Genomic DNA, 20,016 nt, shown 5'->3' with positions numbered 1-20,016 from the left:
AGCAGCCCGCCATTTCGCCTTCATTCCACCGTAGAGGAAAAGGCGCTAAATTAATCCGGCGAATTCATTCGATTCTCTTGGCGGCATTCCGTAAAATCCGGAATCCGGGGCCAGAAATCCCGAAACGGGGGAAGGAGCGACAGGCGGATTGTGAAACACTCTCTTTTCCTTTATGGGGACGCCACGAGATCGATCCACTCGCGCTATCCCAAGAGCGCCAACAACAGAGAATAACCACGATGAACCGTCGCCGCCGTATCTACGAGGGCAAGGCAAAGATTCTGTATGAAGGCCCGGAACCGGGCACTTTGATTCAGTTTTTCAAGGACGATGCCACTGCCTTCAACAAGAAGAAACACGAAGTCATCGACGGCAAGGGCGTCCTCAACAACCGCATTTCCGAATATATCTTCAGCCATCTGAACAAGATCGGCATCCCCACCCATTTCATCCGCCGCCTCAACATGCGCGAGCAGCTGATCAAGGAAGTGGAGATGATCCCGCTGGAGATCGTCGTGCGTAATGTCGCCGCCGGTTCTCTCGCCAAGCGCCTCGGCATCGAGGAAGGCGTCGTCCTGCCGCGCTCGATCATCGAATTCTATTACAAGTCCGACGCGCTCGACGATCCGATGGTCTCCGAGGAGCACATCACCGCGTTCGGCTGGGCCAATCCGGCCGAACTCGATGACATCATGGCGCTCGCCATCCGCGTCAACGATTTCATGACCGGCCTTTTCCTCGGTGTCGGCATCCAGCTCGTCGATTTCAAGATCGAATGCGGCCGCCTCTTCGAAGGCGATCTGATGCGCATCATCCTCGCCGACGAGATCTCGCCGGACAGCTGCCGGCTGTGGGATATCGAAACCCGCGAGAAGATGGACAAGGACCGCTTCCGCCGCGATCTCGGCGGCTTGCTCGAAGCCTATTCCGAAGTCGCGCGCCGTCTCGGCATCATCAATGAAAACGAGCCTGTGCGCGGCACCGGCCCGGTTCTCGTCAAGTAAGGCAGGAAAGACAAAGTGATCAAGGCTCGTGTCACCGTCACGCTGAAAAACGGCGTTCTCGATCCGCAGGGCAAGGCCATCGAAGGCGCGCTCGGCACCCTCGGCTTCTCGGGCGTCGGCCATATCAGACAGGGCAAGGTCTTCGACCTTGAGCTTGAGGGCGCCGACAAGGCCAAGGCCGAAGCCGACCTCAAGGCCATGTGCGAAAAGCTGCTCGCCAATACGGTGATCGAAAACTACGCGATCGCGATCGATTGACGATCACAGGCTGCCGGCTGGCAGGCCTTGAGGATTAGGCGTCATGACGAAGACAAAGCTGGAGACGGAAGTCTCGAAATATATGAGCTATGTTCTGCGCCATGCGCCCGAGGCCGCAGGCCTGACGCTCGACGCCGAGGGTTGGGTAGAGTTCGATGAGCTCGAAAAGGCGCTGACGTCGAAATATAACGTTTCCCGCGCGGATATCATCGAGATCATCGACAACAATCCGAAGAAGCGCTTCACGCTCGCCGACAACAGGATCCGCGCAAATCAGGGTCACAGTGTCGAGGTTGACCTGGCATTGAAGGCGGTTGAACCGCCGGCAATCCTGTTTCACGGTACGTCACAGGCGAATTGGGCTTCGATCGAGCGTGAAGGCCTGAAGAAGATGGAGCGGCATCACGTCCATCTGTCGGCAGATATCGAAACCGCGAAAATCGTCGCCACGCGCCGCAAGGGCGATTATATCATTCTGCGCGTCGACGCAGCCGCCATGTTTTCAAAAGGCTATTCTTTCTTTGTCTCCGACAATGGAGTATGGCTCGCGGAAAGCGTTCCCGTTCAATTTCTTTCGCTAAGCGCAGGGACCCCATGAAATCAGCCGTCGTTCAACTTCCGGGTCTCAACCGCGACCGCGACATGATCGCCGCCTTGACCAAGATCTCCGGCCAAAAGCCCGTGACGATCTGGCAGACGGAAACCGAGATCCCCGATGTCGATCTGATCGTCATTCCCGGCGGCTTCTCCTATGGGGATTATCTGCGCTGCGGCGCGATCGCCGCCCGCATGCCGGTCATGCAGGCGATCATCGACAAGGCTGAAAAGGGCGTGAAGGTGCTCGGCGTCTGCAACGGCTTCCAGATCCTCGTCGAGGCCGGCCTGCTGCCCGGCGCGCTGATGCGCAACGCCTCGCTGAAATTCGTCTGCCGCGAAGTCAAGCTCGAAGTCGTCAATGCCGATACGGATTTCACCCGCGCTTACGCGCAGGGCCAGGTCATCCGCAGCCCGGTCGCCCATCACGACGGCAATTATTTCGCCGACGAAGCGACGCTGGCAAAGCTCGAAGGCAATGGCCAGGTCGTGTTCCGCTATGCCGAAGGCAGCAATCCGAACGGCTCGATCAACGACATTGCCGGCGTGATGAACGAAAAGGGCAATGTGCTCGGTATGATGCCGCATCCCGAGAACCTGATCGAAGCCGCTCATGGCGGTTCGGACGGCCGCGGCCTCTTCGCTTCGGCGCTCGACGTCATCGCCGCCTGAGCCCGCCTGAACGCATGCCGCCCGCGGGCCTACCGCGGGCAACGGCATGCAAAGCCTTCATCCCTGGAGCAAGACAAATGCGCCCTCGCCTCTCCGTCGCAAACGCTGCCTTGTCGACTGTTCTCGCAGCCATGCTGGCGGCCTGCCAATCGACGGCGCCGGCAACAAGCCCGAACCGCGCCGCCCTGCCGACGATGGAGCGCGTGGCGCTCGGCGCCAACGCCTGCTGGTTCAAATCAGGCGATCCCGCTTTTGCTGCCTACAAGCTCGCACCGGAACTCAATTCCTTCACCGGCCGCCCCCGCATCCTGCTTGTTCACAAGGGCAGCCCGGAAAGCCGGCCGCTGCTCGTCGTGCAGGCCGAGGGAAGCCCGGCGCGTCTCCAGGCCTTCGGGCCGATGATGCAGGAGCCGGTGGCCGGGCGTATTGCCGGCGACGTCAATCGCTGGTCGGCAGGCAACAAGGCCTGCAGCTGATTGCTGTGACCGATCCGCTAGAGCAGATGCCGAAAAGTGTGAGCGGTTTTCGGACAACATCATTCTCTAACTCTTTAAGACCAGAATTCAGAGTTAGGCCGAACGGGCCTAAAATTATCCTGTTCTGGGGATCAATCCCAGAAAAACGACTTGCCGACTTCGCGCGCCGCGTCGGATTGCGACACGCCGATATCCTTGAGCTCGCTCGCCGTCAGGCCTCGTAGCGCCCGGCGGCCTTCCCGCTTCTGATGCCAGAGAAGAACGGCCGCCCAGATCCGGCCTAGACGCGTCGTCGCCTCGGTGGGCGCGGCCGGCAAGGCAACCTGTCTCCTATCATCAAGGGAGACAATCGATACAATCGGCATTTTGATTTCAGGTAAGGCGGACATTCCAAGAATCCTTTCGGTTATCCGTTGGAATTGACTCCTAATCTTGACAGGGACAATGTGACAATATAAGTAATTGTCACCATGACAAATTGGCTCCCTGATCTCTCCCGCGGCTCCGGACCGGTCTATCTGCGGCTTGCCGACAGCATTGAATCCGCCATCGCGAGCGGCGCCCTGCCCGCGGGCAGCAAGTTGCCGCCGCAGCGCAACCTTGCCTACGACATCGGCGTAACGATCGGCACGATCGGCCGCGCCTATGCGCTGGTGCACGAACGCGGCCTGGTCGCAGGCGAAGTGGGGCGCGGCACCTATGTGCTGAACCGCTCAGAGACGCCGCCCAGCGAACAGAGCGATCCCTTGACCGTCTCGCTTGGCGGCACCCGTTTCCAGGATGCGCCTGCGAACAAGATCCGCTTCGATACCACTGCCGCGCCCGATCTCGGCCAGGGCAAGATCATCGCCGGCGTTCTGGCGGAGATCGGCGAACAGCATCTCGCGGAAATCTCCTCCTATTCCAGAAGTTTCCCGGCGAATTGGTTCGAAGCCGGACGCCGCTGGCTTGCCCGGAGCGGCTGGACGCCGGACGTCGAAAATATCGCCCCGACACTTGGTGCCCATGCGGCGGCCGTCGCCGTGATCGCCGCCGTCTCGGCGCCGGGCGACAAGATCGTCTTCGAAAATCTCAGCTATACGCAGGTCAGCCGCAGCGCGCGCCTTCTTGGGCGCCGTACGGTGACGGTCGATTCCGACGAATTCGGCGTGATCCCCGATGATTTCGAGCGGCTTTGCCAGCAGCAGCATCCGAAGCTCGCCTTCCTGATGCCTACCGTTCACAATCCGACGGTCGCCATCATGCCGGAAGAGCGGCGCGCGGCAATCGCCGGCATCGCCAGGAAGCATGGGGTCTGGCTGATCGAGGACGATCTCTACGGCGGTATGGCCGATGACGATACGCCGCTGCTTGCCGCACTGGCGCCCGACCGCACCTTCCTGGTCAACGGCCTGTCCAAATCGGTTGCCGCCGGCGTACGCGGCGGCTGGGTCGCCTGCCCGCCGCATTTTGCTCAGCGCATCAAGGTAACGCACAGGATGATCACCGGCGGCCTGCCCTTCATTCTGGCGGAGACCTGCGCGCGGCTCGTCGAAAGCGGCGCCGCCCATGATATCCGCAAGGCGAGCGTTGAAGAGCTTTCCCGTCGTACCCAGCTTGCCAGAGAGCATTTGCAGGGTTTCGATTTCGAATCGCATCCGCACGCGCCCTTCCTCTGGTTGAAGCTGCCGGAGCCCTGGATGTCCGGCACCTTCAAGAACGCCGCCTTCCGCGACGGCGTGCTCGTCGACGACGAGGACGAGTTCAAGACGGCGCGTGGTGAGAAGACCTATCACCGCGTTCGCGTCGGCTTTTCCTCGCCGAAGACGGGACAGGAGCTGGTCGCGGGTCTGATGATCCTGCGCCGTCTGCTGGAAAATGGCGGCTCCACCTATGATGGTGAAATATGACCTGTTGCAAATACACGTCATAGTTCCAAAAAAATATCAGGGCGGAACTGCGAAGCTGTGCCGCCCCGACCGCCATGCTACCCCTTGGTCATCCCGCGAGTCGGGGAATCAAAGGACAGCAGATGAAGATCGACTTCGGCAAAGTCGCTCTGCCCTTCTTGAGTACAGCGTCGGCGGCAGCGGTAATCGGCTTTCTTGCCATGACCGGCTCCGCAAGTGCAGGCGAGCAAATATTCGACGAATTGCGCTTCGGCGTTTCGGCCTCGGTACAGTCGGGGCACTCCAGGGAAAACGGCGTCTTTCCCGAAGTTACCGCCCTCTTCGATCCCTTCGGCTATGATGACACGATCGGCTGGCAGCAATTGTTGCGCCCGCGCGTCCACGTCGGCACCTCGATCGGCACATCGGGAGAAGCCACGCAATTCTTCACCGGCTTTACCTGGACCGTCGATTTCAACGAGAAACTGTTTGCCGAAGCCGGTTTCGGCGGCGTCGTCCATACCGGCGATCTCGATGATGACGATGACGGCCCGGGACTCGGCTGTCGCGTCCTCTTCCACGAATATGTCGGCGCCGGTTATCGTTTCACCCGCAATTGGAACGTGATGGCCCAGATCGCCCACTCCTCCCATGCCAATCTCTGCGACGGCCCGAACGACGGCATGACGCGCGCCGGCCTGCAGATCGGCTACAAGTTCTGATCGCTCAGCTCTTTTATCGGAAAACTCTGCCCGCGCTCTGTTGACGGCGGGCATTTTCCTGTCGCGCGGCGCCGCTACATAAGCTAAAGACAGCGCAAAACGCGCCAGGGACTTTCCGCTCATGACCATTCCAAACACCATCCCGATCACGCCGGAACTCATCGCAAGCCACGGCCTGAAGCCGGACGAGTACCAGCGCATTCTGGATCTGATCGGCCGCGAACCCACCTTCACCGAGCTCGGCATCTTCTCGGCCATGTGGAACGAGCACTGCTCCTACAAATCCTCGAAGAAGTGGCTGCGCACGCTGCCGACCAAAGGACCGCGCGTCATTCAGGGCCCGGGCGAAAATGCCGGCGTGGTCGATATCGATGACGGCGACTGCGTCGTCTTCAAGATGGAGAGCCACAACCACCCCTCCTACATCGAACCCTATCAGGGGGCTGCGACCGGCGTCGGCGGCATCCTGCGTGACGTCTTCACCATGGGCGCGCGCCCGATCGCCGCGATGAACGCGCTGCGCTTCGGCGAGCCGGATCATCCGAAGACCCGCCATCTCGTCTCCGGCGTCGTCTCCGGCGTCGGCGGCTACGGCAATTCCTTCGGCGTGCCGACGGTCGGCGGTGAAGTAGAGTTCGATGCCCGCTACAACGGCAATATCCTGGTCAACGCTTTTGCCGCCGGTATCGCGAGATCCAACGCCATCTTCCTGTCCGAAGCCAAGGGTGTCGGCCTTCCGGTCGTCTATCTCGGCGCCAAGACCGGCCGCGACGGGGTCGGCGGCGCCACCATGGCGTCGGCAGAATTCGACGAATCGATCGAGGAGAAGCGCCCGACCGTGCAGGTCGGCGACCCCTTCACCGAAAAGTGCCTGCTCGAAGCCTGCCTCGAGCTCATGCAGACCGGCGCCGTCATCGCCATCCAGGACATGGGTGCGGCCGGCCTCACCTGCTCGGCCGTCGAAATGGGCGCCAAGGGTGATCTCGGCATTCTGCTCGAACTCGACAAGGTGCCGGTGCGCGAAGAGCGGATGACGGCCTATGAGATGATGCTGTCGGAAAGCCAGGAGCGCATGCTCATGGTGCTGCAGCCGGATAAGGAAGAGCAAGCCAAGGCGATCTTCGTCAAGTGGGGCCTCGATTTCGCCATCGTCGGCAAGACGACAGACGATCTGCGTTTCCGCGTCGTGCATCAGGGCGAGGAAGTCGCCAACCTGCCGATCAAGGATCTCGGCGATCAGGCGCCGGAATATGACCGCCCCTGGCGCGAATCCGGCAAGCAGGCGCCCCTGCCCGCCAATCTCGTCGCAGCACCCGAAAATTATGGCCAGGCGCTGCTCCAGCTCGTTGGCTCCGCCAACCAGTCGAGCCGCCGCTGGGTCTATGAGCAGTATGATACGCTGATCCAGGGCAATTCGCTGCAGCTTCCGGGCGGCGACGCCGGCGTCGTGCGTGTCGATGGCCATCCGAGCAAGGCGCTCGCCTTCTCCTCCGACGTCACGCCGCGCTATGTCGAGGCCGATCCCTTCGAAGGCGGCAAGCAGGCGGTCGCCGAATGCTGGCGCAACATCACCGCGACCGGCGCCGAGCCGCTCGCCGCCACCGACAATCTCAATTTCGGCAATCCGGAAAAGCCCGAGATCATGGGCCAGTTCGTTCAGGCGGTGAAGGGCATCGGCGAAGCCTGCCGCGCGCTCGACTTCCCGATCGTATCGGGCAACGTCTCGCTCTACAACGAGACCAACGGCGTCGCCATCCTGCCGACGCCGACGATCGCAGGTGTCGGCCTTTTGCCGGACTGGCGCAAGATGGCCCGCATCGGCAGCGCCAATGACGGCGACAAGGTGATCATGATCGGCGTCGACGGCAGTCATCTCGGCCAGTCCGTCTATCTCAGGGACGTGCTCTCCAGCCGCGAAGGCCCGGCGCCCGAGGTGGATTTGTTCGCCGAGCGCCGCAATGGCGATTTCGTGCGTTCCGTCATCCGCAACGGTCAGGCGACTGCCTGCCACGACATTTCCTCCGGCGGTCTTGCCGTCGCGCTCGCAGAAATGGCCATGGCGTCAGACAAGGGCCTGACCATCGATCTCAGTGAAAGCAAGGGCGCCCCGCATGCGCTGCTCTTCGGCGAGGACCAGGCCCGCTACGTGCTGACGGTGCCCGCCGATGTGGCGAATTTCGTCTGCTCGAATGCGGAAGGCGCCGGCGTTCCCTTCCGCCGCCTCGGCACGGTCGGGGGCACGGCGCTCACCGTCGGCGATCTCATCTCGCTGCCGATTCAGCAATTGCGCGATGCCCATGAATCGTGGTTCCCTGATTACATGGAAGGCCGCGGCGAACTGGCTGCGGAATGATGCGCAAGGAGTAACGATCATGGCCATGAAACCCGGCGATATCGAAGATATGATCAAGGCTGGGATTCCCGGTGCCAAGGTGACGATCCGCGATCTGGCAGGCGATGGCGATCACTACGCCGCCGAAGTCGTCGCCGAAGCTTTCCGCGGCAAGAGCCGTGTGCAGCAGCACCAGATGGTCTACGAGGCGTTGAAGGGCAACATGGGCGGCGTCCTGCACGCGCTCGCATTGCAGACCTCGGCACCGGATTGACCGGCTGCCCCTGGTCGGTTCAAAGTTTGCGATGAACCGACCAGGCAGGAGGACTTTTCCTGCCGGGCCCTTTGTTTTTCGTGGACGCGCGGTGATCGCCAAAGAAGTCCAGATTTAACAGTGCGCTCAATTCCAACCTCCCTCATTCCTCTGCTTGTCACAGGCATCCAGCTACCGCGCGTCTGCGCGGTGAATGACTCACCTGTTTCGAAGGAAAAAGTCTTTCGCGCCCAAGGACTTGGGCGTACTGGATTCCTGTGACGAGCAAAGGAATGAGGAGTGCGGGGTAGCGGCCTACCCTAAATCGAGCACTTCACTGAGAACTGCTCTTATCTAAAGGGCTCGGCGTGCCTAACAGCATCTTGCTACCCGGAAAGCACACCCCTCAGCCAGGCATTCTCTTTTCGTCCGGATCAGCAAAAACCGAGGCCGGCATCGGTCCTGATGTCATCAGCGTAAAATCGAATGGTGCCTGGAGATCGGGCCCGAGCACATATTGCCGGTGCACCCGCAGCTGGTCCTTGCGGATCTTGCGGTAATGCTCGCCCGTCAGCATCTGCTTGACGCGGATACGAAGGATCTTCGCCGGCGGCGCATCGCCATGGCCGCAGACGGCGACGACCGGCACCTTATAGAAATTGATCGAATCCGTCAGGCACTGCACGTCGAGCCAGGAAATCTCGCGACAGCGGGCAATCAGCCCGACGCGGGCGCGAAGCAGCGTCGCCGACGATAAGAGCGCGCATTGCAGGATGGCGCTGCCGAGCGTCGCGAACACCACGCGCTTGCCCTTGAATATCTCCGGCTCCCTTTCGAGCAGAATGCCGATCACATGGGCAGCGACGCTCGATCCCATGCTGTGCGACGAGATCACATATTCATCCGCCTCTTCCATGAGCGCCTTGCGCACGGAATCGGCCCGGTTCTCCAGCCATTCGTTGAAATCGGCCCGGTCCATACGGCCGAGCGCCACTGCCATTTCCCAATCGGCGAAGAGATGCAACGTATGGAAACGTTCGGAAAACGGCAGGAAGGCGAAGATGAAGAAACAGAGCGCCAGCGGCGCACTCCAGAGCATGTGCCAAGCCGAAAAGCCGACCTCGTTTGGAAGGATAGCGATCTGCACCGTCAGCGCGAGCGCGAGCGCCGTCAGCAGGAAGGGGAAGAGAAAGAACAATCCGAAGCGCCAGGCATGACGGAAATATCCCCGCATGCCGCCTTCGAGGATGATCTGGGCGAAGCTTCGGAAGCCCGCAAGAATCTGACTGAGCGTATTGCCGCTGCGCAGCCGGCGCACGAGCGCATCGTGCTCGACCATGTGGATCCGGCTCCTCGTCTGCCAGCCGGCAGAATCGGCCGTTGCCCCCTCGTCGGCGTTCCCAGGTGCCGCTTCGCTCGTCGTGACCTCGAAACTGAGGGGATCGCTGCCGTCATCCGGCGTTCCCGTCTTGATCGAGTAGCCCCAGACCGCGGAACTCTGCCTGGCAGAGCGTTCGTAGCGCGCCCTGTGGGCAAGGCCGTCAAGCGGCTCGAAGCCCGGAAAATGCAGGACGACGCGCTTCTCGATGAATTTCATTCCGCTCTTTCGGCCGGGCGGCTGCCTGGCATGTTGTTGCGATCCGGCTGCTTAGCGGCCGATATCGGCGAAAAAGCAGGGATGGTCTCGAAGCCGCCTTGCTAACCGAAGTCATCAGGAATTCAATAGCAGCGATGTCGTTTCCATCACGAACGGAGGGTTTTGTGGCCGATCTCGTCAAAGAATTGATTTCAGGCGTCGTAGACAGCGTCTTGAAGGAAATCCTCAAGAAAACCACCGGCCGCACCACGACGAAGCGCGGCAGACGGAAAACACGCCCCGCCGCGACCACCGCAGCGCGCAAGACGACCACAGCCAAACGCAAACCCGCCCGCAAACAGGTGAGCAGGCGCCGCACATCCGCCGGACGCAGCCGTCAGCGCCGCAGTTGAGACCGCGCGAATCTCGCCGCGCTCCCCCACCGTAACGCGACGGCAACAATCCCAAAGTGGTCTGACCAGATTGGTCTTTTTTTGGTTCGGGCGGCTGGAATTCCTGCCGTCGCATGCTATCTAAGGGAAACGATTGAAACGGCGGGCCTTTAACTCGCCTGTTGAAAGGATCAGATCCCATGAGCGGAATTCACGAATTCATCGACAACGAAATCAAGAGCAACGACGTCGTCCTCTTCATGAAGGGCACGCCGCAGTTTCCGCAGTGCGGTTTCTCCGGCCAAGTCGTGCAGATTCTCGATTACATCGGCGTCGATTACAAGGGCATCAATGTGCTCGCCGATTCTGAAATCCGCCAGGGCATCAAGGATTATTCCAACTGGCCGACGATCCCCCAGCTTTACGTAAAGGGCGAGTTCATCGGCGGCTGCGACATCGTCCGGGAGATGTTCCAGGCCGGTGAGCTGCAGCAGCACCTCCAGGAAAACGGCGTCACCGTTCGCGGCGCCGCCTGACCGGTCACCGGGCGTCCGTCCGGTTTCCAAATCTGTTTCTCGAGTCCGAGGCGCTGCGCTGAGCAGCGCCTTGGCCTGTTTATGGGAATTTCATTGTGACAGATTCATCACAAGCCGTGTCCGCGGGCCGCCTGCCCATGGGCAAGCGTGAGTTCATCGCGCTTGCAGCCTTCCTGATGGCTATCAACTCGCTCGCGATCGACATCATGCTCCCGGCCCTGCAACAGATCGGCGCCAGCCTCAGCGTCGAAAGCGAGAATCACCGCCAGTTCGTCATCTCTTCCTATCTGCTCGGCTTCGGCTGCGCCCAACTTTTCTACGGCCCGCTTTCGGATCGTTTCGGCCGCCGCCTGCCGCTGTTGATCGGCCTCGCTATCTATATCCTTTCCGCCATCGGCAGCGTCTTCGTTCCGACCTTCGCCGGACTGCTCGTGCTACGCTTCATCCAGGGCGTCGGTTCGGCTGCCACCCGCGTCATCACCATCTCCATCGTCCGCGATATCTATGGCGGCCGGCAGATGGCCGAGGTCATGTCGCTGATCATGATGGTCTTCATGATTGTGCCGGTGATTGCGCCGGGCGCCGGCCAAGTGGTGATGTTCTTCGGCAACTGGCACCTGATCTTCCTCTTCATCGCCACCATGGCGACTGCGATCGCCGTCTGGGCCTATCTGCGCCTGCCGGAAACCCTGCACCCCGCCAATGTCAGGCCCTTCACCGCCCGTTCGATCTTCGGCGCCTTCAAGCTGGTGCTGACCAATAGGGTGGCGCTCTGTTACACCATCGCCAGCACCTTCATCTTCGGGGCGTTGTTCGGTTTCATCAATTCCGCCCAGCAGATCTATGTCGGCATCTACGGCCTCGGCGTCTATTTCCCTGTCGCCTTCGCCGGCGTCGCGATCTTCATGTCGCTGTCGTCCTTCTTCAATTCGCGCTTCGTCGGCAAGATCGGCATGCGCCGGCTGTCGCACGGCTCGCTCCTCGGCTTCATCGCCATCAACACCATCTGGCTGATCGTCCAGATGGCGAGTTCGGAGCCGATGCCTTTCGCGCTGTTCATCACCTTCTTCGGCCTGGCCATGTTCCAATTCGGCTGGATCGGCTCGAATTTCAATTCGCTCGCCATGGAGCCTCTCGGCCACGTCGCCGGCACCGCCTCCTCCGTCCTCGGTTTCATGAGCACGGTCGGCGGCGCCATGATCGGCGCCGGCATCGGCCAGGCCTTCGACGGCACTGCCTTGCCGATGGTCGCCGGTTACTTTGCCGTGTCGGTCGTCGGGCTGGTCTTTGTGCTGATCGCCGAGAAAGGCCGCCTCTTCCACCAGCAGAACCCGGCCGTCTGAACGACCGGGCCATTCGCATTCGGGATATCTCCACATGACGCCGCCGCATAAACCCCATCAGGAAAACCAGGGTTCCCGCCGCATCGGCATGGGTTTCGGCGAATTCGTCGTCACCATTGCCATCATGACCGCCAGCATCGCCATGGCGATCGATAGCATGCTGCCGGCATTGCCGAATATCGGCCATTCCCTCGGCGTCACCAATACCAACGATGCGCAGCTCATCATTGGCGTCTTCTTCCTCGGCTTCGGCGTCTCGCAGATATTCTTCGGCAGCCTTTCGGATACGTTCGGCCGCCGCAACATCCTGCTTGGCGGCCTTGTCTGCTACCTCTTCGCCATGTTTGCCGCCGCGGCAACCGGCAGCTTCGAAATGCTGCTGGTCATGCGCTTCATCCAGGGCGTGGGCGGTGCGGCGGTGCGCATCACCACCATGGCCATCGTGCGCGACTGCTTCGGCGGCCGCGAGATGGCCCGCGTCATGTCCTATGTCATGATCGTCTTCATGATCGTGCCGATCGTTGCTCCCTCCGTCGGCCAACTGATCATCATGTACGCCAACTGGCATTGGATCTTCATCCTGCTCGGCATCGTCGCCTCCATCCTGTTCGTCTGGGCGCTTTTGCGCCTGAAGGAATCGCTGCCTCCGGAAGAGCGCCTGCCGCTGTCGGTCGGTTCCGTCGCGGATGGTTTCAAGACCGTACTCACCAACCGCATCACCTGCGGCTACATGATCGGCCTCACCATGTTCACCGGCGTCATCAGCGCCTATGTCATTTCGGTGCAGCAGGTCTTCGGCGAGGTCTACGGCCTCGGCGACTGGCTGCCGATCGCTTTTGCGGCCACCGCCGGCGGCATAGCGGTCGCCAATTTCGCCAACGGCTTCTTCGTGCGCACATTCGGCATGCGGCGCATCTCACACGCGGCTTTGCTGATCTTCACGGCGCTCTCGGCCGCCGGCTTCTTCTATTCGCTGGCAGGCAAGCCCGATTTCGCCGTCGCCTACGGCATTTTCACCATCGTGCTGATGATGTTTGCCGTGATCGCCACCAATTTCACCGCCATCAGCCTCGAGCCGATGGGCAATCTCGCCGGGACGGCGACTGCCGTTACCGGCTTCGTCTCGACCACCTTCGGCGCGATCCTCGGCGGCCTGGTCGGCCAGATGTTCAATGGCACCGTGCAGCCTCTCTTCGGCGGCTTCGCGCTGTTCGGCCTGGTGACGATCGCCGCCACCCTCTGGGCGGAGAACGGCAAGCTCTTCACGCATCCGGGAGACAGCCCGCAGCTCGATCCGGGCGCGGCTCACTTCTGAGGTAGGCGCGCCGGATCAATCCAGGGTATCTCGATGAACGAGCGAATGCTGATCAGGCCTTACGCGCCAGACGACGTGGACGCGACGATCGAGATTTTCCTGCGCTCGATCCGGGAAGTCTCCTCGAAAGACTATTCCGCCGCTCAGATCGATGCCTGGGCAAAGGTGGAAGATCGCAGCCTATGGGCGGAACGAAGGACGAGCAGGCCTGCCTGGATCGCGGAAATCGGCGGAGAACCGGTAGGATTTTCCGATCTGACCGGCGATGGATGCCTGGATATGATGTTCGTTCACCCCGAATTTCAGGGAGTTGGAGTGGCAACCCGCCTGTTGCGCAGGGTTGAGGAAGAGGCTCTCAGGTTGGGGTACGGCCGAATTTATACGGAAGCCAGCAGAACCGCCCGGCCATTCTTCGAGCGTCATCGCTTCCGGATGGTCGCCAGGCAAATCGTCGAGAAGCGCGGCCAAAGCTTGGAAAACTTCCTGATGGAAAAGTTCTGCGCTTGAGCGCGCGGGAGCCCGCCGCAAATTCGGCCGCCCCCACCGGCCCTTGCAACGATCGGTTTGTCAGACCGTAAACACCTCACGCCGCAGCAGTTCCCACGAAGCCTTGTCGGGCGCGACGAGCAGCCCGCCGTCGAGGTGATGCGGCAGGTAGGGCGATCCGTCGAGCCGCGCCGCATGGGCGCCGGCCTCCTGTGAGATCAAGGTGCCGGCCAGATGGTCCCAGGGCATCAGCTTGTTGTACATCAGGTAATGCACATGCCCGCCGGCAAATGCGCGGTATTCATGGGCCGCGCAGCGGTAGTTGGTGAGGAAGCGCACCTTGGCGAGATTGCCGAGGATCTCGGCGCGCTTCTCCTGCGGCAGATATCCGGTCGAGGCCATGCCGACCATCTGATCGAGCGCGACGGGCTCGGCCGTCTGCAGCCGCTGCGCTTCGCCATCCGGGCGCCGCAGCCACGCACCGCCGCCCTTCTCCGCCATCACCCAATCGTCGCCCATCGGATCGTAGATGATCCCGGCGACGGTCTCGCCGCCGGAAACGACGGAGGCCATGACGCCGAAGGCGGGAATGCCCGAAGCGAAATTGAATGTACCATCGACAGGGTCGATAACAATTGCAAGATCGACATCCGCGAGCCCGGTGAGCAGAGCCGGTTCGGCCGCGACCGACTCTTCGCCGAGAAACAGCGCTTGCGGCCAGAGCTGCGCGGCTTCCGCCTTAATCATGCGCTCGGCCTGTTCGTCCGCCTCGGTGACGAGATCCGTCGCTTCGCTCTTGGCCCGCACATCCTCACCGCCGAGCCGGCGAAAGCGCGGCAGGATCTCCGCCTGCGCCGCTCGGCGCAAGAGATCGGCAAGAGCGGTCACGTCGACAGTCGCAGTCATGTCCAAATCCTTTCGGTTCGACCTTTCCGGAAAGGCCTCAAATCAGATGCCGACGATCTCGCGCTGGATAAGCTGCCAGCTTTCCCTGTCGGGCGCGGAAATGATGCCGCCAGTCGTTTCGCCCGGACGATAGGGCGTGCCGTCGAACTTGGCCGTATGACCGCCCGCCTCCTGATGCGCGAGCACGCCGGCCAGATGATCCCAAGGCATCAGCTTCGCATGGCCGATGAAATGCAGCTTGCCCGAGGCGACCATCCAATATTCGTAGGCCGAGCAATTGAAAGCGAAGGTCATTTTGATCTTCGCCATGTTGGCTGAAATGCGCGAGCGATCCGGGTCCTCCATATGGCCCCACGAGATGCCGCCGACCATCTGGTTCAAGGCGGCAGGCTCGGCCACAGCAAGCTTGCTCGATTGCCCATCCTGCCGCGTCAGGAAGGCGCCCGCTCCCTTGATCGCCGTGACGGTGTCGCCGAGAACGGGATCGTGAATGATGCCGGCGACCGTCTCACCCCTGACGGTGACCGCCAGTATCGTCCCGAAGACGGGAAACCCGGCGGCGAAATTGAAGGTGCCATCGACAGGATCGATGACAAAGGCAAGTTCGGCGTCGGCAAGCGCCGGCACGACGGACCGGTCGGCGTCATAAGCTTCCTCACCGACGATGAGGGCTGAGGGAAAGCGCTCTTTCAGCGCCGCGGTAATCCGGTGTTCGGCGAGCAGATCCGCCTGCGTCACCAGGTCGATTGCCGAGGTCTTTTCCGAAACGTCGGCAGTGCCGAGATTGCGGAAACGCGGCACGATCTCCGCGCGCGCCGCCTCCTTCACGCACTCGCCGAGAAAGAGAATATCCTGATCAGAAATGGTCATGCGAAATCTGTCCTTCATGCAATGAACAGCCTGCATAGCCGGCCCTTCATGAAGGATCGGTGACGCCAAGGCTGGAAAAGTCGAAGAGTTTCGGATCGAGCAGGTGCGACGGGTTAACATGCGAAAGCGCGCGCAGCATCGTGTCCTTGCGGCCTGGCATGCGCCGCTCGATATCGGCGAGCATGTCCTTCATCGCATTGCGCTGCAGCCCATCCTGAGAGCCGCAGAGATCGCAGGGAATGATCGGGAACTGCATGGCGGCGGCGAATTTGGCGAGGTCGTCCTCGGCGGCATAGGCAAGCGGCCGCAGCAGCATCAGGTCGCCTTCGTCGTTCAGAAGCTTCGCCGGCATCGAGGCGAGGCGTCCGCCGTGGAAGAAATTCATGAAGAAGGTTTCGAGAATGTCCTCACGGTGGTGGCCGAGAACCAGCGCATCGCAGCCCTCCTCCCGCGCAATGCGGTAAAGATTGCCGCGGCGCAGCCGTGAACAGAGCGAGCAATAGGTCGCGCCCTCCTGCACCTTCTCTTTCACGATGGAGTAGGTATCGCGATATTCGATCCGATGCCGCACGCCGATCTTCGTCAGATAATCCGGCAGCACATGCTTGGGAAAGTTCGGCTGGCCCTGATCGAGATTGCAGGCGATGAGCTCCACCGGCAACAGCCCGCGCCATTGCAGATCGAGCAGCAGCGCCAGCAATCCGTAGGAATCCTTGCCGCCGGAAAGACCGACCAGCCAGCGCTTCTGCCCCTTCAGCATGCCGAAATCGTCGAAGGCCTGGCGCACCTGTCTCAGCAGCCGCTTGCGCAGCTTGTTGAAAGAGACCGAGCGCGGCGCATCGGCAAACAGCGCATGGCCGATAGCGCTGTCGGCCTCGCCGGTTTCCAGGTCGTCAATGTTGGCTGCGATATTCATTGCTTGGTCCCATCGAAGCTTCATCTTGCCTTAGCAGAAAGACCTTCGCCCACACAGCCTCAATCGCCGAAAACCGACCAGCCGGTGCGGGCCGCAAGCATTTCCAGCGCCACGGCGCCGAGCTGCGAATTGCCGACCTTGTTCAACCCGGGCGACCAGACCGCGATCGAGGCGATACCAGGCGCCACGGCGAAGATGCCGCCGCCGACGCCGCTCTTGCCGGGAAGGCCGACGTGATAGGCGAAATCGCCCGAACCGTCGTAATGGCCGCAGGTCAGCATCAGCGCATTGATGCGCCGCGCCCGCTTCGGCGACACCACGGAATGGCCGGTCATCGGATTGCTGCCGCGCGCCGCCAGGAACAGCCCGGCGCGAGCCAGCTGCTCGCAGCTCATCGACAGCGCGCATTGATGGAAATAGACACCGAGCACATGATCGACGGGATGGTCGAGATTGCGGTAGGCGCGCATGAAGTTGGCGAGCGCGGCATTGCGGTAGCCTGTCTGCGTTTCCGAACGCGCCACCTTGTCGTCGATGGTGATCGATTCGTCATCTGCGAGATACCGTACGAAGCGCAGCAGCTCGCCGATCGCCTCACGCGGCGCGTGACCGGCCATGACGACGTCGGTGACGGCGATCGCACCGGCATTGATGAAGGGATTGCGCGGGATTCCGCTCTCATGCTCGAGCTGGACGATCGAGTTGAAGGCCGACCCGGAAGGTTCGCGCCCGACGCGCTTCCACAGGCTCTCGCCGACCTTGCCGAGCGCCAGCGTCAGCATGAAAACCTTGGAGATGCTCTGGATCGAGAAGGAGATATCGGCATCGCCGACGCGATAGACCTTGCCGTCGACGGTGACGATCGCCATGCCGAACTGCCGCGGATCGACCTTGGCAAGTTCGGGAATATAATCGGCGACCTTGCCCTCGCCGATGCGCGGCAGAATATCGGTGTAAATGCTGTCGAGGGTCGCCTGCAAATCCGCCATCGCTTCTCTCCGGATAACAAAAAAGCCGCCCGAAAGAGCGGCTTTTCCATAAGCGAAAACGCCTGGTTTTTCTTAACGCGAATAGAATTCGACGACCAGATGCGGTTCCATGACAACCGGGAAGGGAACGTCGCTGAGCGTCGGGACGCGGCCGAAGGTAGCAACCATCTTGTTGTGATCGACTTCGATATAATCCGGAACGTCGCGCTCGGCGAGGCTGACGGCTTCCAGAACGGTCACGAGCTGCTTCGACTTTTCGCGAACTTCGATGACGTCGCCGACCTTGCAGCGGTAGGAACCGATGTTGACGCGAACGCCGTTGACGGTCACGTGGCCGTGGTTGACGAACTGACGGGCAGCAAAGACCGTCGGAACGAACTTGGCGCGGTAGACGATCGCGTCGAGGCGGGATTCCAGAAGACCGATGAGGTTTTCCGAGGTGTCGCCCTTGCGGCGGTCGGCTTCGGCGAAGATCGCGCGGAACTGCTTTTCGCGCAGGTCACCGTAGTAGCCCTTGAGCTTCTGCTTGGCGCGCAGCTGCACACCGAAGTCCGAAAGCTTGCCCTTGCGGCGCTGGCCGTGCTGGCCCGGGCCGTATTCGCGGCGGTTCACCGGGGACTTCGGACGGCCCCAGATGTTTTCGCCCATACGGCGGTCGATTTTGTACTTGGACGATTCGCGCTTGCTCATCGCATTTCCTTTCAAAGGTTTATGACGGTTTGTTGCCAAACCGTGCGAAGGAAACACGCCCTCCTCTGATCTCTTTGGGAGACCTGACAGGATGTTTCGGTTAGCGAACAGAAACGATCCACGGGACATGTCAAATGAAACACCGGACATTGCTGCCCGGTGCTTGGCGCGGTCTTTAGAGGCCCGTCATGAAAATGTCAACTGCGCCAAAGCCCGAAAGCGCCACTATTCCGCAGCCAAAGGCTGATCGCCCGTATCGGGCGCGTTCGCGTCACCCGGCGCAGTCTGGCAATTCATGTCGGGGAAAGCCACGATGCGCTTGCCCGAGAAATCCGTGTGCACGACGACAATCCCTTGCTCCTCGAAATAACCGAGCAGGCGGCGGGCGCGCCGCGCCGAATGGGTGCCGTAGGCCCGCGCGATGCGGGCGTCGGATGGGCAGGGCTCACCACAGACGGCGGCTTTGGCGAGCATCAGGAAGACGCCCTGCAGATCGTCGGTCACACCTGCCGACAGCGACAGCGCCGTTGCCCACGCGTCGGTCGCGGCGGTTGCCGCATCGACGCCCGAGCGGGAAATCGCCACGCGCCGGCGGAAATCCGGCAGCGCGATCGGCGGCCCCGGCACGCGGCGCATGCGCAGCCGCACGAGGAAGTCTTGATAGAGCACGGAATCGGTGCGGAAGGCGGACGTGGGATCGTCGAGTATTTCGGCAAGCACGCCGGCAAGCCGCTCTTCCCGTTCCTCGGCGGAAATCTCCGGCTGGCTCGCCCTCGCCTCGACCGGCGCCGGAGATGTCGCCGGCGTCGAGCGCGACAGCTCCGCCAGAATATCGGTCGTCGGCCGCGACGCCGGCGGCGCACGGCGCACGAGCGGGCGCTGGAATTCCTCCGGATCGGGCGTGAAGATCAGATCCTCGACATCCTGCGGCGCATCCGGCAGCGGCATAAGCTTCGGGCTGGAGGAGCGCGCCGAGGTCTCGACCGCGCCGATCTGGATCGGCAATGGCCGACGGGACAATGCCGGCCCGAGGGCGACGAAATTGCCACGCTTCAGGTCTCGGAACATCTCGGCCTGGCGCCGGTCCATGCCGAGCAGGTCGGCGGCGCGCGCCATGTCGATATCGAGGAAGGTGCGGCCCATCAGGAAATTCGAGGCCTCGGCAGCGACGTTCTTGGCAAGCTTGGCAAGCCGCTGCGTCGCGATCACGCCGGCAAGCCCGCGCTTGCGGCCGCGGCACATCAGATTGGTCATCGCGCCGAGCGACATCTTGCGCGCATCTTCCGAGACGTCGCCGCCGACCGAGGGCGCAAACATCTGCGCTTCGTCGACGACGACGAGAACCGGATACCAATATTCGCGATCGGCATCGAACATGCCGTTCAGGAAGGCGGCCGCCGCCCGCATCTGCTGCTCGATATCGAGCCCTTCCAGCGTCAGAACGCAGGAAACGCGGTGCTGGCGGATGCGGTTGGCAATGCCGGCAAGCTCGGCCTCGGTGCGCTCGCCATCCACGACCACATGGCCGAAACGATCGGACAGCGTGACGAAATCACCTTCGGGATCGATGATGACCTGCTGCACCCATTGCGCGGACTGCTCCAGCAGGCGGCGCAACAGATGCGACTTGCCCGATCCGGAATTGCCCTGCACGAGCAGACGCGTCGCCAGCAACTCCTCGATATCGAGTGTCGCCGGAGCGCCGGACGCCAATCCCATATCGATGCCAACTTGCAATGCTGATCCTCGCGACGAAGAGACTCACATGAACGAAGCGCCATTCTTCCGAAACGGCAACGCCCCGTCTATCAAAGAATC

General features: G+C 61.6%; 22 protein-coding genes. 14 read left to right on the top strand and 8 right to left on the bottom strand.

All coding sequences use genetic code 11. From position 1 onward, the window contains the following. Positions 1-239 precede the first annotated feature (239 nt). The 5 genes from purC (at position 240) to ATY76_RS08095 (ending at position 3,004) form a co-directional block, all read left to right on the top strand. Positions 240-1,004 carry a phosphoribosylaminoimidazolesuccinocarboxamide synthase gene (gene purC / locus ATY76_RS08115; RefSeq protein ID WP_008526002.1) on the top strand — a complete coding sequence of 255 codons (765 nt, stop codon included), beginning with the start codon at positions 240-242 and terminating at the stop codon, positions 1,002-1,004. 15 nt (positions 1,005-1,019) lie between these two features. Beyond that, positions 1,020-1,262: a phosphoribosylformylglycinamidine synthase subunit PurS gene (purS, locus tag ATY76_RS08110; protein ID WP_088674252.1), complete on the top strand. Its 243-nt coding sequence runs from the start codon at positions 1,020-1,022 to the stop codon at positions 1,260-1,262. A 43-nt stretch (positions 1,263-1,305) separates the two neighbouring features. Further along, the gene (locus ATY76_RS08105) at positions 1,306-1,860 is read left to right on the top strand and encodes an RNA 2'-phosphotransferase (RefSeq protein WP_088674251.1); all 555 of its coding nucleotides are present in this window, start codon (positions 1,306-1,308) and stop codon (positions 1,858-1,860) included. Beyond that, positions 1,857-2,528 (top strand): phosphoribosylformylglycinamidine synthase subunit PurQ, encoded by a 672-nt coding sequence (gene purQ / locus ATY76_RS08100; RefSeq protein ID WP_088674250.1) that lies wholly within the window; start codon positions 1,857-1,859, stop codon positions 2,526-2,528. The genes ATY76_RS08105 and purQ overlap by 4 nt, the downstream gene beginning before the upstream one ends. Positions 2,529-2,605: 77 nt before the next feature. Then, positions 2,606-3,004, top strand: a complete 399-nt coding sequence (locus ATY76_RS08095; RefSeq protein ID WP_088674249.1) for a hypothetical protein — start codon at positions 2,606-2,608, stop codon at positions 3,002-3,004. Positions 3,005-3,135: 131 nt separating this feature from the next. Here the strand turns inward: ATY76_RS08095 and ATY76_RS08090 are convergent, their stop codons facing one another. After that, positions 3,136-3,393 (bottom strand): DUF1127 domain-containing protein, encoded by a 258-nt coding sequence (locus ATY76_RS08090; RefSeq protein WP_088674248.1) that lies wholly within the window; start codon positions 3,391-3,393, stop codon positions 3,136-3,138. Between the two features lie 81 nt (positions 3,394-3,474). On the opposite strand from ATY76_RS08090, the gene ATY76_RS08085 reads away from it, so the two are divergent. The 4 genes from ATY76_RS08085 (at position 3,475) to ATY76_RS08070 (ending at position 8,200) form a co-directional block, all read left to right on the top strand. Then, a complete protein-coding gene (locus tag ATY76_RS08085) occupies positions 3,475-4,893 on the top strand; it encodes a PLP-dependent aminotransferase family protein (RefSeq protein WP_088674247.1) in 1,419 nt (472 codons plus the stop codon). Positions 4,894-5,015: 122 nt separating this feature from the next. Then, the gene (locus ATY76_RS08080) at positions 5,016-5,594 is read left to right on the top strand and encodes an acyloxyacyl hydrolase (RefSeq protein ID WP_088674246.1); all 579 of its coding nucleotides are present in this window, start codon (positions 5,016-5,018) and stop codon (positions 5,592-5,594) included. Positions 5,595-5,715: 121 nt separating this feature from the next. Then, complete coding sequence (purL, locus tag ATY76_RS08075) at positions 5,716-7,947, top strand: phosphoribosylformylglycinamidine synthase subunit PurL (RefSeq protein WP_088674245.1); 2,232 nt, start codon at positions 5,716-5,718, stop codon at positions 7,945-7,947. A gap of 19 nt (positions 7,948-7,966) precedes the next feature. Further along, on the top strand, positions 7,967-8,200 hold the full coding sequence (locus ATY76_RS08070) for a BolA family transcriptional regulator (RefSeq protein ID WP_004676237.1): 234 nt from the start codon (positions 7,967-7,969) through the stop codon (positions 8,198-8,200). Positions 8,201-8,585: 385 nt separating this feature from the next. Here the strand turns inward: ATY76_RS08070 and ATY76_RS08065 are convergent, their stop codons facing one another. After that, positions 8,586-9,776, bottom strand: coding sequence for a hypothetical protein (locus ATY76_RS08065; protein WP_088674244.1), 1,191 nt, complete (start codon positions 9,774-9,776; stop codon positions 8,586-8,588). Positions 9,777-9,940: 164 nt separating this feature from the next. Here ATY76_RS08065 and ATY76_RS08060 point away from each other — a divergent pair, with 164 nt between their 5' ends. From ATY76_RS08060 to ATY76_RS08040, 5 genes are all read left to right on the top strand, one after another. Then, positions 9,941-10,168, top strand: a complete 228-nt coding sequence (locus ATY76_RS08060) for a hypothetical protein (RefSeq protein ID WP_088674243.1) — start codon at positions 9,941-9,943, stop codon at positions 10,166-10,168. Positions 10,169-10,347: 179 nt separating this feature from the next. Further along, positions 10,348-10,683, top strand: coding sequence for a Grx4 family monothiol glutaredoxin (gene grxD, locus ATY76_RS08055; RefSeq protein WP_009994514.1), 336 nt, complete (start codon positions 10,348-10,350; stop codon positions 10,681-10,683). Between the two features lie 137 nt (positions 10,684-10,820). After that, on the top strand, positions 10,821-12,026 hold the full coding sequence (locus ATY76_RS08050) for a multidrug effflux MFS transporter (protein WP_088674242.1): 1,206 nt from the start codon (positions 10,821-10,823) through the stop codon (positions 12,024-12,026). Between the two features lie 34 nt (positions 12,027-12,060). Beyond that, positions 12,061-13,341, top strand: a complete 1,281-nt coding sequence (locus tag ATY76_RS08045; protein WP_088674241.1) for a multidrug effflux MFS transporter — start codon at positions 12,061-12,063, stop codon at positions 13,339-13,341. A 33-nt stretch (positions 13,342-13,374) separates the two neighbouring features. Next, a complete protein-coding gene (locus ATY76_RS08040; protein ID WP_088674240.1) occupies positions 13,375-13,848 on the top strand; it encodes a GNAT family N-acetyltransferase in 474 nt (157 codons plus the stop codon). A gap of 60 nt (positions 13,849-13,908) precedes the next feature. Here the strand turns inward: ATY76_RS08040 and ATY76_RS08035 are convergent, their stop codons facing one another. From ATY76_RS08035 to ATY76_RS08010, 6 genes are all read right to left on the bottom strand, one after another. Beyond that, a complete protein-coding gene (locus ATY76_RS08035) occupies positions 13,909-14,733 on the bottom strand; it encodes an inositol monophosphatase family protein (protein ID WP_088674239.1) in 825 nt (274 codons plus the stop codon). Between the two features lie 42 nt (positions 14,734-14,775). After that, positions 14,776-15,603 (bottom strand): inositol monophosphatase family protein, encoded by an 828-nt coding sequence (locus ATY76_RS08030; RefSeq protein WP_088674367.1) that lies wholly within the window; start codon positions 15,601-15,603, stop codon positions 14,776-14,778. Between the two features lie 46 nt (positions 15,604-15,649). After that, positions 15,650-16,519, bottom strand: a complete 870-nt coding sequence (gene ttcA / locus ATY76_RS08025; protein WP_088674238.1) for a tRNA 2-thiocytidine(32) synthetase TtcA — start codon at positions 16,517-16,519, stop codon at positions 15,650-15,652. A 59-nt stretch (positions 16,520-16,578) separates the two neighbouring features. Further along, on the bottom strand, positions 16,579-17,508 hold the full coding sequence (locus tag ATY76_RS08020; protein WP_088674237.1) for a glutaminase: 930 nt from the start codon (positions 17,506-17,508) through the stop codon (positions 16,579-16,581). A 72-nt stretch (positions 17,509-17,580) separates the two neighbouring features. After that, positions 17,581-18,198, bottom strand: a complete 618-nt coding sequence (gene rpsD / locus ATY76_RS08015; RefSeq protein ID WP_088674236.1) for a 30S ribosomal protein S4 — start codon at positions 18,196-18,198, stop codon at positions 17,581-17,583. Between the two features lie 225 nt (positions 18,199-18,423). Next, positions 18,424-19,935 (bottom strand): ATP-binding protein, encoded by a 1,512-nt coding sequence (locus tag ATY76_RS08010; protein ID WP_088674235.1) that lies wholly within the window; start codon positions 19,933-19,935, stop codon positions 18,424-18,426. Between the last annotated feature and the right edge of the window lie 81 nt (positions 19,936-20,016).

The organism is Rhizobium sp. R339, assembly GCF_002211395.1.
GTDB lineage: Bacteria > Pseudomonadota > Alphaproteobacteria > Rhizobiales > Rhizobiaceae > Rhizobium.
Note: the sequence above shows the minus strand (reverse complement) of the source record. Positions and strands in the feature narration are given on the sequence as shown.